The organism is Parageobacillus sp. NEAU-HV-2, from assembly GCF_059115485.1.
Genome location: NZ_JBXUJJ010000004.1, coordinates 155,506 through 168,579, shown reverse-complemented (window position 1 = coordinate 168,579; position 13,074 = coordinate 155,506). Strand labels below are relative to the sequence as shown.

10 protein-coding genes are annotated in these 13,074 nt (G+C 41.2%); 9 read left to right on the top strand and 1 reads right to left on the bottom strand.

Annotated elements, in window-relative coordinates:
- The 3 genes from AC1WMD_RS09130 to AC1WMD_RS09120 all read left to right on the top strand — a co-directional run bounded on the left by AC1WMD_RS09130 (nt 1) and on the right by AC1WMD_RS09120 (nt 3,189).
- Complete coding sequence (locus AC1WMD_RS09130; RefSeq protein WP_494256857.1) at nt 1–1,344, top strand: dihydrolipoamide acetyltransferase family protein; 1,344 nt, start codon at nt 1–3, stop codon at nt 1,342–1,344.
- A gap of 258 nt (nt 1,345–1,602) precedes the next feature.
- On the top strand, nt 1,603–1,878 hold the full coding sequence (locus AC1WMD_RS09125; RefSeq protein ID WP_494256855.1) for a hypothetical protein: 276 nt from the start codon (nt 1,603–1,605) through the stop codon (nt 1,876–1,878).
- 480 nt (nt 1,879–2,358) lie between these two features.
- Nucleotides 2,359–3,189: a formate/nitrite transporter family protein gene (locus AC1WMD_RS09120; RefSeq protein WP_043904391.1), complete on the top strand. Its 831-nt coding sequence runs from the start codon at nt 2,359–2,361 to the stop codon at nt 3,187–3,189.
- 848 nt (nt 3,190–4,037) lie between these two features.
- Here AC1WMD_RS09120 and AC1WMD_RS09115 read toward each other — a convergent pair.
- Nucleotides 4,038–4,703, bottom strand: a complete 666-nt coding sequence (locus AC1WMD_RS09115) for a hypothetical protein (RefSeq protein WP_494256854.1) — start codon at nt 4,701–4,703, stop codon at nt 4,038–4,040.
- A gap of 506 nt (nt 4,704–5,209) precedes the next feature.
- On the opposite strand from AC1WMD_RS09115, the gene AC1WMD_RS09110 reads away from it, so the two are divergent.
- The 6 genes from AC1WMD_RS09110 to AC1WMD_RS09085 are packed head-to-tail and all read left to right on the top strand — an operon-like array spanning nt 5,210 to nt 13,061.
- On the top strand, nt 5,210–6,610 hold the full coding sequence (locus AC1WMD_RS09110; protein ID WP_043904393.1) for a UDP-N-acetylmuramoyl-tripeptide--D-alanyl-D-alanine ligase: 1,401 nt from the start codon (nt 5,210–5,212) through the stop codon (nt 6,608–6,610).
- An 18-nt stretch (nt 6,611–6,628) separates the two neighbouring features.
- Nucleotides 6,629–8,026: a Mur ligase family protein gene (locus AC1WMD_RS09105; protein WP_043904394.1), complete on the top strand. Its 1,398-nt coding sequence runs from the start codon at nt 6,629–6,631 to the stop codon at nt 8,024–8,026.
- A gap of 55 nt (nt 8,027–8,081) precedes the next feature.
- Nucleotides 8,082–9,686, top strand: a complete 1,605-nt coding sequence (gene aepX / locus AC1WMD_RS09100; protein WP_494256852.1) for a phosphoenolpyruvate mutase — start codon at nt 8,082–8,084, stop codon at nt 9,684–9,686.
- Nucleotides 9,673–10,803 carry a phosphonopyruvate decarboxylase gene (gene aepY / locus AC1WMD_RS09095; RefSeq protein WP_494256850.1) on the top strand — a complete coding sequence of 377 codons (1,131 nt, stop codon included), beginning with the start codon at nt 9,673–9,675 and terminating at the stop codon, nt 10,801–10,803. The genes aepX and aepY overlap by 14 nt, the downstream gene beginning before the upstream one ends.
- Nucleotides 10,796–12,673, top strand: a complete 1,878-nt coding sequence (locus AC1WMD_RS09090; RefSeq protein WP_494256848.1) for a 2-aminoethylphosphonate aminotransferase — start codon at nt 10,796–10,798, stop codon at nt 12,671–12,673. The genes aepY and AC1WMD_RS09090 overlap by 8 nt, the downstream gene beginning before the upstream one ends.
- On the top strand, nt 12,654–13,061 hold the full coding sequence (locus AC1WMD_RS09085; RefSeq protein ID WP_494256846.1) for an NUDIX hydrolase: 408 nt from the start codon (nt 12,654–12,656) through the stop codon (nt 13,059–13,061). The genes AC1WMD_RS09090 and AC1WMD_RS09085 overlap by 20 nt, the downstream gene beginning before the upstream one ends.
- The last annotated feature ends 13 nt before the right edge of the window (nt 13,062–13,074 follow it).

Here is a 13,074-nt window from a genome sequence, read left to right as displayed (position 1 = left end):
ATGTTAATCGAAGTGAAATTGCCTCGACTATCCGATACTCATGATGAAAGTTTGATCACCTTCTGGCACGTTTCAGAAGGTGATTCGGTAGAAAAAAACGACACGCTCGTTGAAGTTCAAACAGAGAAAGCCGTTTCGGAAATTGAGGCTCCGGAGTCAGGCGTTGTAAAAGAAATCAGAAAAAAAAGAGGTGAGACTGCGGCCGTTGGGGAAGTATTGGCTGTCATTGAAAAAGTCAATGAAACAGCAGCCTCATCAGAAGAACAACCAAAAGTGGCACAAGAGGCTCTGGTGGAGAGAAAAGCTACTCCGCGTGTAAAAAAATTAGCCAAAGAACTTGGGGTGGATTGGCGCCTTGTCACTCCAACCGGGCCGAACGGTAAAGTCACGGAAGAAGACATACGAAACGCGGCAAAGCAAAGCGAAGACGAAAAACAACCAAACCGGTTTGTAAAAGCAGCACCATCCGTGCGCAAATTTGCAAGAGAACACAATGTGAACCTTGATGAAGTGACACCGACCGGACCGAACGGAAGAATACTAAAAGGCGATGTTGAAGCTGTCATCGCCAAACGAAAATTAGAACAATCAGAAGCGGAAAAAGAAGCAGCAGCCGGCAAGGAAATGAAAAAAGAGACGATCACGCAAAGTCAACGAAGAATTCCGCTTACTGGAATTCGAAAAGTAATTGCCAACGCCATGGTTCATTCGAAATCGGTGATCCCGCATGTGACTCATTTTGATGAGGCCAATGTAACAAAGCTTGTGTCTCATCGCCAAAGGGTAAAACCATTTGCGGATGAAGAGGAAATTAAACTCACCTATTTAGCATACGTGGTCAAAGCGTTAACAGCTGTACTGAAAAAATATCCGATGTTAAATGCTTCATTGGATGATGAACGAGAAGAAATTATTTTAAAGGATGAATATCATATCGGCTTTGCCGCCGACACCGACCGCGGTCTTGTCGTTCCGGTGATTAAACATGCAGACCAAAAGTCGTTATTTCAAATTGCCAAAGAAATTCAAGAGCTTGCGAAAAAAGCAAGAGATGGTTCCATCAAAGCGGATGAAATGGCAGGATCCACGTGTACGATATCGAATATCGGATCAGCGGATGGTTCTTGGTTTACGCCGATTATCCATCATCCAGAGGCATGTATTTTAGGAATTGGCAGAATTGAGAAGAAACCTGTCGTGGTCAATGATTCGATTGAAATCGCCTCGATGATGGCTTTATCACTCAGCTACGACCATCGGTTAATCGACGGGGTTTTAGCACAAAAAGCTTTAAACGAACTGAAAAAATATTTAAGCGAACCGGATTTGTTATTTGTAATATAAAAATCTCCGCATTACAGGATGGTTTGCTTGTGTTATAGGCGAATACAGGCAAAAAGGAGCCCCAGGGAATATCTCTGGGGTTTTTTGGCTTTTCATCTGTTGAAGGACCTTTTCAGATTCTAGGTCCTTACCTCATCTTTTCTCATTTCCTAAACGGGCCAATCAGGATTGAAGTGTTCTATTGGTTTAACATGATTTCCGATAAAAATTGATTTTCGAGAAATACTAATAAAAACAAAAACTGGAGGAAAAGCAGGGATGCCATGGATCGAAGGGCGCATTATTTCCGGTGAATATGACAATGAAATGAACGTTTTTACCATCCAAAAGTTCAAACAGTTTTGGGTTGAATCTGTCCTCCAACCACATCAGCTGCAACATCTGTCCGACTATCTGAAAAATCATGAAAATGAGGAAGAAGGACAGCTACTCATTCTTTACGATCAAATGCCTGTGAAATTGTCACAAGAAGAAATAAAGCAACTCATAGCGGATCTAGATGAAATTCAGTCTCGCTGTAAGGGTTTTTCATAAAAAAGATGCACAAATTTGTCACCGTATCAGAATTACGAAAAATGCATTCAAACTACAGATATCTCGACTGGATATTTGGATGAACGAAATCAATCCCTTGCTAGCGGAATTAAAAATCGATTGATTGAAATAGTTAAAAGCCCCATCGGAACCATTCGATGGGGCTTTCTTACCACACGAAGACACTCCTCTTTTTCGAAACTTTGTACATACTTGAAAAATGAATGGTTTCAAACTTTTATTAATGCGCGTTAGAGAAGCAAGATCATGCTTGGAAACTAATATCTTGATTATATTAGAACAACTATTGTTGAATTTGCAACGATTATTTTTTTAGTAAACGGTTACAAATGGAATTGTTGACATTTATTTTAACATTTCCATCGATATGTTGAAAAATAGGTGGGAAGGGCGTATGTTATATATCGTAAAGAATGTGAAAAAAATCACAAAATAGAATGAAAGAGAAGTGTCGGAGAGATGGAAGCAGTTCAAAAATGTAAAGAGTTGGCTGTAAAAAAACGAGCCATTCTAGATCGTTCCCTTGTTCAATATATGATGCGGGCTGCTTTAGCAGGGGTGTACATCGGATTTGCTCTTGTTCTTTGTTTTCGTGTAGGTGAATTTTTCCGTGAAGCGAATTCTCCTGCTACTTATTTAGTAAGCGGTATTTTTTTCGGAATCGCTTTAGTATTAATTATGTACGGTGGGGCAGAACTATTTACTGGTAATACGATGTATTTTACAATCAGTACCTTGCACAAAGAAACGACAATCAAAGATACGTTGCGGAACTGGCTTGCATGTTATAGCGGTAATTTATTAGGTGCTGTATTTTTCGCTTTTCTTATTTCGCAATCCGGTGTTTTTGATCATATTCCACAAGACCATTTATTATTTCTTGTGGCGGCGAAAAAAATGCACGCAACAACGATGCAGCTCTTTTTTAAAGGAATTCTCTGTAACTGGCTTGTTTGTTTAGCGATTTTTATTCCCATGCAAATGAAAGAGGATATAGCAAAAGTATTTTCGATGATTCTTATTGTTTTTATCTTTTTTGCCTCTGGATACGAACACTCCATTGCCAATTTCGTCCTCTTTTCACTTGCATTAGCAGTCCCGCATCCAGCGACGATCGACTTAGCAGGAGTGGTGCATAACATTATTCCTGTTACAATAGGCAATATTGTCGGCGGTGCCCTATTTATGGGAGCGTTGTATACATACTTGACATCTCAAAAAGAAGGTCACGTTTCAGCAAAACAGCCTGTTGGATACTTGTTTCATAAAGGGAAAATTTTGAATAAATGATGAAATGCCTGCCCATACCCGAGCGTTATTGAAATTTTTTCGGGAGATGGTGTTGATAAGTCATTTTTTTAACATTTTTTCCGATTCATCTCCCTCCCCTAAGTGGAAGAGTAGAAGGGAGATGAATCGGAAGGTTTTTATCCCAAAAAAACTATAATATTTCTATAACAAGAACAATGTAAGGAGGAACCACTATGCTCCGTGGACAAAAGGTGTTTTTCCATGCATCAAAAGCAGATCACAAGCGGCTGTACGCCTGCGACCGTGAGTCAGATCTTGTCTGGAAAGAGTACCTTTGATTAGCGAAGGAACACTCCTTCAGTACGGAAGGTGAATTTCGAAAAGCGAGCTACAAAAGCAAACGAAAGGAAAGTTCCATCTTCATAGTCATTCGATTCAAGCCGTGTGTCATAAGTATATGTTCGTCAGATAATCCTCTCATCAAGCCCTCTAAAAAGGACTTTCCACCGCTCATTATCCCTATAAGAAAAAAATAAGTACTTCAACACGAAATAGGTAAAAGACGGCTTCAACATCCATGAAAATGGAAAAATTGAATTGTCCATCGGTATTCATAATGGGAAACTTGAAAAACTGATGTTGCTTACTATTCCGTTGAAAAGGCTTCCGATGGGTTCATCCGAGTAGGGGAAGGAGCCCTTCTTTTTCAGCGAAGCTTCTTCGATTAATTTGGTAAAAACCCCCACCTCTAAACGGAGTGTAGGTGGGAGAGGTCCATGAATAACCTAAAATCAGATAGGATGTTCTCAAATTAGGGGGTCAATCTGGTAAAAGAGGGGCAGTTTCGCTGGGAATTACACGTTTAATAACAAAATTGGAATTCATGTTCACCGCTTGAAAGTGTGTTTTTTAGTCACTGCATATGGTTTCCAAGACGGGCGGATTTGTTGGCGTACATTTGCATTTTGGCGTACATTTGCGTTTATGAATGGATTATGCGTTTTGCAGCATGTTCGACGTACGGAGCATACTTTCAAGTTATCAATGGCTGTTTGGTTACTATTACCAGTTATTCTGATTCTTGTAATTCTATTGGAGCCCACGTTAACACCTAAGGGATTCCATTTATCAAAAGGAGAAACAAAAACATTGGCTGGACCTACTACACTTGCAATCAAATTGTTATTTGCATCAAATGCTTCCAGAGTAACATTTACAGCGGAAGTATAAAAGAAGCTAACAGAAGCGACTGCGGGCTGAAACGTAATCTCACGAGTGGTACCACCCATCCAAAATGCAATTGTATCAGGAGAAGGCCAATTTCCAACATTCCCTCCCTTGAAAAAAAGCCAACCGGGAAACGATGCCAATGTTACACACAAAGGGATTGGGGGAATTGGAGTTAAACTTTCTCCACCTTCAAACGTAGTAAGACCACATCTATTGTTACAACTACAACACCCATTGTCACAAATGACTTCTACAGGGGTGTTCGGAGGATTTTGCTTCACGGTGACTAGGGAAGAATCCCCTCCTGTAAGAGTAAATTCCATAAAATACCCCTCCTTTTTGATGCATTCCATTTAGCCAAGCTACTACATATTAAACGTTTTTTTACTGAAAGGTGCCTTTTTATCAATAATTAGGCTCGAAAACCTGGGGATGGACATGATGTTCAATTTGAACAACGAATATGCATGGTCTTACGAAACAGAAGTCTTATTCCGATTTTTAGGTTATATTCTCGTTTTTTCTTGGTAAGTAATCTATGATGGTGGTCTACTGGCAGATACAGTAGACCATTTTTTATTTAGTTTTAAATAAGCGTACTTAGGTCCCAAAAATCAAATGTTCAGAACATTGCGGCAGACGTTGTGTTTAATTCATTTTTAGATGGGAAATGGCACAAACCTTTCTCATCTGATTGCCGTATCATATCTTAAAATCTGTTTAATGCCGGGTCGTATAAATAGGCTCCCGCCCAATATACAGTAACCACATCACAATCACATGTATACAATATTACACACCGAGAAAATGAGGAAGAGAGGAAACGTATATGAAATGGCTTTATCTAAACGAGATTGTTGCTCAAATTGGTGGGTCATTGGTGCAAGGAACGGGAAATCCTCTCATTAAAAATGTGGTAACGAAACGCTACAAGGTAGATAATCATACACTGCTCATTGATTTATATACAAAAAGAAAAATCCGCTCCAAGCTGTTTCAAAAATATAAGCCTATTGTCGTTGTAACGGAAAAGCCACAAGACTTTAACCATCTTGGCGATGATGTCATTGTCATAAAAGTAGAAGATGTAGATGAGGCCTATTGGAAGTTTATTGATTATTACCGCAGCCTTTTTGATATCCCCATTATAGGGGTAACAGGAACCTGCGGTAAAACAACAACAAAAGAAATGATTAAACATATTCTTGAAAAACGTTATAAAGTCCAAGCTACTTATAAGAGTTTCAACGGCGGTCATCGAAATCATCGTTATCTTCTTGGAATTGATGAGACAACAGGAGCAGCCGTGATTGAAATGGGCGTAGACTCCCCAGGGGATATCACTTTTTATATAAAATATTTTCGCCCACAGATAAGGATTTTGTTAAACATTGACGTGTATCATCTGGTGGGATGTAAAACTCCGGAACGTTATCTGGAGGCGAAAGCGGAAATCCTGCATGATTTAGATCCGGTGAACGGAACTCTCATCTTAAATGCGGATGATGAGAACATCAAAAAAATTGATGTGAGTAAATTCCGCAACATCATTCTCTATTTCGGCTTCAGCGACGGATGCGACTTTCAAGCAACGGATGTCGCCTATGACCGAGGAGGTATGAGGTTTACGCTCCGTCATCAAAATCAAACCTATCCCGTCTTTGTGCCAGGGTATGGCAAACATAACGTGTATAATGCTCTTGCCGCCATCGCAGCGGTGTGGAGTGCAGGGGTGGATATAAAGGAAGCATGCGAGCGATTGGCGTCGTTCAATCAAGTAATCGAACATTTGGAGTTCCATTCCGGGCTCGGTGGCTGCACCGTCATTGACGATACATGGAATGTAACTCCTCTTTCGATGGCAAACGCTCTTCAAGTAATGAAAGAAGTTGCCGGTTCCAAAACTAAAATCGCTCTTTTAGGATATATGCCCCAGTTAGGGGACGGAGAGTATGCACGGCAAGAGTATGCCAAGATGGGAGAGAAAGTAATCGAAACACAAGTGGATTTTCTCATTGTGGTGGGGGATGAAGCGAAGGAAATCGGAAGAAAAGCCCTAGAACTCGGAATGGATTCAAGTAAAGTTTATTTTTCCAACAGCGGTACGGAAATCTATGAGATCCTTCACCCACTTTTAAACGAGGAAGCGATCGTGCTTCTCAAGATCCCTCACCGTGTCATGGTTCAGGACTCATTTAAAGAACTGAAGGCGAAAATCATCGTTTCATGAATAAAGGGGAGAATGCACATGAAAAGTTTATATCTCCAAGAAATTCTTGCGGCGATAGGCGGTACTGTCATACAAGGATCCGGCAATCCCTTGATAAAAGATGTTACCTATCGACCCAAAAAAATTAAAGACCAAACGATGCTGTTTTACCGTTACAACGATATGAAAATTGACAGGAAATTATTTCAAAAGTACAAATCGGTCGTTGTTGTTACAGACAATCCTGATTATTTCCAAGATATAGGCAAGGATGTCATTATTATTAAAGTACCAAATATAGAGGAAGCCTATTGGAAGTTTGTTAACTATTATCGCCATCTTTTTGACATCCCGATTATCGGCATCACTGGTACCTGTGGCAAGACAACGACCAAAGAAATGGTAAAACATATATTAAGAAAATATTATAAAGTCCAATCCACCTTTCTCAGCAATAATCAAAGATCCCTTAATTTAAAGTATTTGCTCGGTATTGATGATGAGACACAAGCAGCTGTCTTTGAAATGCCTGTTGCTTCCCCAGGTTATTTGGCCAACACCATTCAATATTTCCAACCCCAAATCAGAGTCTTGTTAAACATTGATGTCTACCATTTAAAGGATTGCAAAACACCGGAAGCCTATATGAAGGCGAAAGCCGAAATCATAAACGGATTAGATCCGAAGACAGGGATTATCATCTTAAACGCTGATGACAGTAACATAAAAAAGGTTCTCGATGTTAGCGGATTTCAACGGGTCATCTATTTTGGCTTCAGTGACGGATGCCATTTTCAAGCGAAAAATGTCCGCTACGTGGATGGCGGAATGCAGTTCACTCTTAAGCATCAAGATCAAACTTACGAGGTTTTTGTGCCGGGTTACGGCAAGCCTAATGTATACAACGCCCTTGCCGCTATCGCAGCCGCATCCAGTGCGGGCATGAGTGTGCAGGAATGTTGCGAACGATTGGCATCGTTTGAACAGATGAAAGAACATCTGCAATTCCGTCACGGAGCGGGCGGATGCACCATCATTGACGATACATGGAATGCGGCTCCTCTTTCCATGGCGTCCGCACTTGAAGTACTTCAAGAAACCTCCGGCTCGAAAACGAAGATCGCGATTTTGGGATATATGCCCCAGCTTGGGGAGAGCGAATTTGCAAGGCAACAATACGCGAGGATAGGCGAAAAAGTGGTGGAAACACAGGTTGACTACCTGTTTGTCGTAGGGGATGAAGCCCGGGAAATCGGAAGAAAAGCAATCGAGCTTGGAATGGATCCGGGCAAAGTTCATTTTTCCAACAGCGGAACGGAAATCTATCAAATCCTTAAGCCTTTTTTAAACCAGGACTCTGTCGTGCTTCTTAAAATCCCTCATCGCGTCATGGTTCAGGACTCCTTCCAAAAGTTAAAACGGGCAATAATGCCTTAAATCAAATTTCATGGGATATCAAAAAATGAAATTTTATAAATGAAAGGGATCGGCGATGAAAAAGACAACTCAGTTAAGAAATCTAATCAATTCTAATTCATTGGAATTTATCATGGAGGCTCACAATGGATTGTCGGCGAAAATTGTGGAAGAGGCCGGATTTAAAGGAATTTGGGCGAGTGGACTATCTATTTCCGCTTCCATGGGAGTAAGAGACAACAACGAAGCTTCATGGACACAGGTGCTGGAAGTTTTGGAGTTTATGAGCGATGCTACGTCCATACCGATTTTGCTGGACGGGGATACCGGCTACGGAAACTTCAATAATGCCCGACGTCTTGTAAAAAAATTAGAATCAAGGCAAATTGCCGGTGTCTGTATAGAAGACAAATTATTTCCGAAAACCAATTCTTTTATCAGCGGAGAAGCACAACCGCTTGCGGATATCGAAGAGTTTTGCGGTAAAATCAAAGCGATGAAGGATAGCCAGACTGACGATGACTTTGTTGTCGTTGCGAGAGTGGAAGCCTTTATCGCAGGCTGGGGGCTCAGAGAGGCGCTTCGCCGCGCCGAGGCTTATCGTCAGGCGGGGGCCGACGCGATTTTGATACACAGCAAGAGAAACGATGCTGCTGAGATCGAAGCATTTATGAAAGAATGGGGCAACAGACTTCCAGTCGTGATTGTACCGACAAAGTATTATTCCGTTCCAACGCAGAAGTTTAGAGAATTAGGTGTTAGCCTCGTGATTTGGGCTAATCATAATCTAAGGGCAGCGATCAAGGCGATGCAGGAAACGAGCCGGCAAATTTGTCAAGAACAAAGCCTTGTGAATATAGAGCCTAACGTTGTTTCTGTAGACGAAGTGTTCAGGCTTCAGGGAGTAGATGAATTGAAACAAGCCGAAAAAAGATATCTTCCGGCTTCTGGAAAGAACGTGAATGCCATTATATTGGCGGCGAGCAGAGGCGATATGGATGAGCTTACTGCAGAGATTCCAAAGACTCTGCTTGAGGTTGGAGGAAAATCCCTACTAGCGACGCAAATTGATGAATTTAATAAGGTTGGCATCAAAGATATTTGCGTGGTTAGAGGCTTTGCCAAAGATAAGGTTGCCGCAGCGAATTTTTCGGTTATTGACAATGATTTATTTGCGGAAACGAAAGAACTTTACTCCTTATATCTAGCTAAGGACAAAATTAAAGAGAATACTGTGATCAGCTATGGAGATATTATTTTCAAAAACTACATCCTCAACGATCTTCTGAACGATATGAACGACATTACCCTCATTGTAGACGCTGATGTAGAAACCATCAGTCATGATAAAGACTTCGTATCCACCGACACACCTTATTCTAAGAAACTTTACTCCAGCACTGTCCGGTTTATCAAAATGTCAGGGGACTTGAAAGAAGAAGAAATCCATGGTGAATTTATCGGTCTCTGGAAGGTGACAAAAAACGGTTCTAAAATTGTAAAAAAAGCTTTAGAAGAACTATCAAAAAGAGAAGACTTCAAACAGCTGACAATGGCAGACCTTTTTAATTACATTAGTTCGTTCCACCTTATTGCGGTGAAATATATCAAAGGTTCATGGCTTGATATCGATACCATCCGCGACCTCCAAAAGGCAGGTGATTTATTTGATAAACACTAAAATGTTCGGTGAAGAATTAAAAAAGATGGGCTTTCATTTCTTCAGCGGAGTACCGTGTTCTTTTCTAAAGAACTTAATCAATTATGCGATTAATGATTGCGAATACGTTGCGGCAACCAATGAAGGTGAAGCGGTGGCGATTGCCGCGGGGGCTTATCTGGCAGGCGAGAAGCCGGTCGTTCTCATGCAAAATTCAGGGTTAACCAATGCCGTATCGCCATTGGTTTCCCTGAATTATCCTTTCCGGATTCCTGTGCTCGGATTTGTAAGCTTGCGAGGCGAACCAGGCATTCCTGATGAACCGCAGCATGAGTTGATGGGACGTATCACAACACAAATGCTGGATCTTATGGAGATTAAATGGGAATACTTATCTGCTGACTTTGAGCAGGCAAAAAATCAACTCGTGCGAGCTCATTCATATATCGAAAGGGACCAAACCTTCTTTTTTGTCGTGAAAAAAAATACGTTTGAGAAAGAGCCGTTAAAGGATCAAAAACAACGATCTAACTTAAACGTGTTAAAGGTCGGGAAAACGAAAGATGATCAACTTCCAACCCGAATCGAAGCATTAAAACTGATCAACTCATTAAAGGATGACAAAACCGTTCAGTTGGCTACAACCGGCAAAACAGGACGGGAGCTCTACGAGATTGAAGATGCTCCGAATAATCTATACATGGTGGGTTCCATGGGCTGTGTCAGTTCTCTGGGACTTGGGCTTGCACTGGCCAAAAAAGATAAAGATATCGTCGTTATTGAAGGAGACGGAGCCTTGCTGATGCGCATGGGAAGCCTGGCTACAAATGGATACTACGCTCCAAAAAATATGCTGCATATTCTATTGGATAATAACACACATGATTCGACAGGCGGCCAGAGCACTGTATCACACAACGTAAATTTCGTGGATATTGCGGCAGCTTGCGGCTACTCGAAATCTATTTACGTTCATAACCTTGAAGAATTGGAATCGTGTATCAAAGATTGGAAGAGAGAGAAAAGTCTTACGTTTCTATATATGAAAATAGCTAAAGGATCCAAAGAAGGTCTCGGGCGGCCGAAAATGAAGCCATATGAAGTGAAAGAAAGATTGAAGGTGTTTCTTCATGATTAAAACGGCAGTCATTTTAGCGGCGGGAATGGGAACCAGACTGGGAGAAAGAACGAAAAATCAGCCTAAAGGCTTCTTAATGCTTGATGAAAAGCCAATTGTAGAACAGTCTATTTGCAAATTGCTTGAGATGGGAATCGAAAAGATCGTGATTGGAACAGGCTATTTGGCGGAAGCTTACGAGTGTCTGGCTACGCAATATCCGCAAATTACATGCGTACGTAATGACGAATATGAAAAAACAGGCAGTATGTATACCCTTTACAATTTAAAGGATCGTATTTCTGATGACTTTCTTCTTCTTGAGAGTGACTTAATTTATGAAAAAGAAGCGTTAGATATATTAATCAACAATAAAAGGCCGGATGTTATTTTGGCGAGTGAGTTGACAGGTTCGGATGACGCAGTATTTATCGAGACCGATGAATATCGTTTTTTGCGAAATATGGCAAAAAAAGAAAATGAACTCAACCATATCTATGCGGAGTTAGTAGGCATTACGAAAATCTCCTATCCTACTTTTCAAGCCATGTGCAACTTTGCGGAAGCGAGCTTTGATGATGACCTTAAACTCGATTATGAACACGCTCTTGTCGGCATTTCCAATCAAGTTAATCTATACGTTCACAAGTTGGATGATCTTGCCTGGTGCGAAATTGACAACGAACACCATTTACTTCGCGCACAACGTTATATCTATCCCATGATTAAAGCGAAAGAAAAGAATGTTCCGCCGGTAAAAAGAAATATCTTGCTCAATCCGGGGCCTGCGACAACGACCGATACCGTTAAATACGCGCAAGTAGTCCCTGATATCTGTCCGAGAGAAGAAGAATTCGGCAATGTAATGCAATTTATTTCCGATGAACTCACAAGATTTGTTGCAGACCCCGAGCATTACACCACTGTTTTGTTCGGGGGATCGGGCACCGCAGCCGTTGAAGCAATATTGAGCTCGGTAATTGGTGAGGAGGCTGTGCTTATTGTCAATAATGGCGCGTATGGCAAGAGGATGTGCCAGATTGCGGAGGCATATGGGTTGAATTATATCGAATATCGAAGCAGACCAGACGAACCTTTGGACCTTGCTGCGATAGAAGCGATGATTCAAAACTCTGCACGTAAAATTTCCCATCTGGCCGTCGTCCATAATGAAACAACGACAGGCCTCCTGAATGATATTGAATCCATTGGACGTCTATGCAAAAAATATCAAATCCAAATGATTGTCGATGCCATGAGTTCCTTCGGGGCGATCCCGATTGATATGGAAGCCATGAATATTAGTTATCTTGCCGCGTCTTCCAATAAAAATCTTCAAGGAATGGCCGGTGTTGCATTTGTAGTTGCTAAAAAGGATCATTTAGAAATGACTAAACACCTTCCTCCCCGAAATTTTTATCTTCATCTTTATTCACAGTATAAATATTTTTTAGAAACGAAGCAGATGCGATTCACCCCTCCGGTGCAGACACTTTATGCTCTAAAGCAGGCTATCATTGAGACGCGTCTGGAAGGGATTGAGAAGAGGTATGAGAGATATACCAAATCATGGGAAGTGCTGATCAATGGCATTACTCGCTTGGGTTTAACCCATCTAGTCAAGAAAGAGCATCATTCCCGGATCATTACAGCCATCATGGAACCGAATATCCCTAGCTACGATTTTCAGGAGATGCATAATTATTTTTATCGCCACGGATATACCATTTACCCCGGCAAGCTCGAAGGACAGAATACTTTCAGGGTAGCAAATATCGGGAATATTACCTATAAGGATATGGAATTATTTATAAGTCTGCTTGAACAGTATCTAATAAGCATAGGTTACTGCACGGAAAGGAAGGAGATTAATGGCGATTCCAAAACATAGATTAGCGGCTTCAGTAGCTGTTGTAAATAGTGAGAACAAAATTCTGTTGGTTAAGAACTGGAAAAGAGGGTGGGAATTCCCTGGCGGTTATGTAGAAAACGGCGAATCCATCAAGGCGGCAGCCATCAGGGAAGTCAGGGAAGAGGCAGGCATTGAAGTCCGTTTGACCAAATTTTGTGGAATCATTCAAGATATCAAAAACAGCAGATGTACGGTACTTTTTCTCGGGACGCCGGTAAGCGGTGAATTAGCGGGAGGAGACGATGCTTTAGATGCGGGGTATTTTACCATCGATGAGGCCTTGCAGAAGGTCAAATGGAAAACATATAAAGAAAGAATTATGAAATGTTTGAATGAAGAAGAGCATCCTTTTTTCATCGAATCCTAATTTTAGGGGGGGG

Coding starts and splice junctions, on each gene's coding strand:
- AC1WMD_RS09085 (WP_494256846.1), top strand. CDS start 12,654: ATGGCGATTCCAAAACATAGATTAGCGGCTTCAGTAGCTGTTGTAAAT.
- aepX (WP_494256852.1), top strand. CDS start 8,082: ATGAAAAAGACAACTCAGTTAAGAAATCTAATCAATTCTAATTCATTG.
- AC1WMD_RS09125 (WP_494256855.1), top strand. CDS start 1,603: ATGCCATGGATCGAAGGGCGCATTATTTCCGGTGAATATGACAATGAA.
- AC1WMD_RS09105 (WP_043904394.1), top strand. CDS start 6,629: ATGAAAAGTTTATATCTCCAAGAAATTCTTGCGGCGATAGGCGGTACT.
- AC1WMD_RS09090 (WP_494256848.1), top strand. CDS start 10,796: ATGATTAAAACGGCAGTCATTTTAGCGGCGGGAATGGGAACCAGACTG.
- AC1WMD_RS09110 (WP_043904393.1), top strand. CDS start 5,210: ATGAAATGGCTTTATCTAAACGAGATTGTTGCTCAAATTGGTGGGTCA.
- AC1WMD_RS09130 (WP_494256857.1), top strand. CDS start 1: ATGTTAATCGAAGTGAAATTGCCTCGACTATCCGATACTCATGATGAA.
- AC1WMD_RS09115 (WP_494256854.1), bottom strand. CDS start 4,703: ATGGAATTTACTCTTACAGGAGGGGATTCTTCCCTAGTCACCGTGAAG.
- AC1WMD_RS09120 (WP_043904391.1), top strand. CDS start 2,359: ATGGAAGCAGTTCAAAAATGTAAAGAGTTGGCTGTAAAAAAACGAGCC.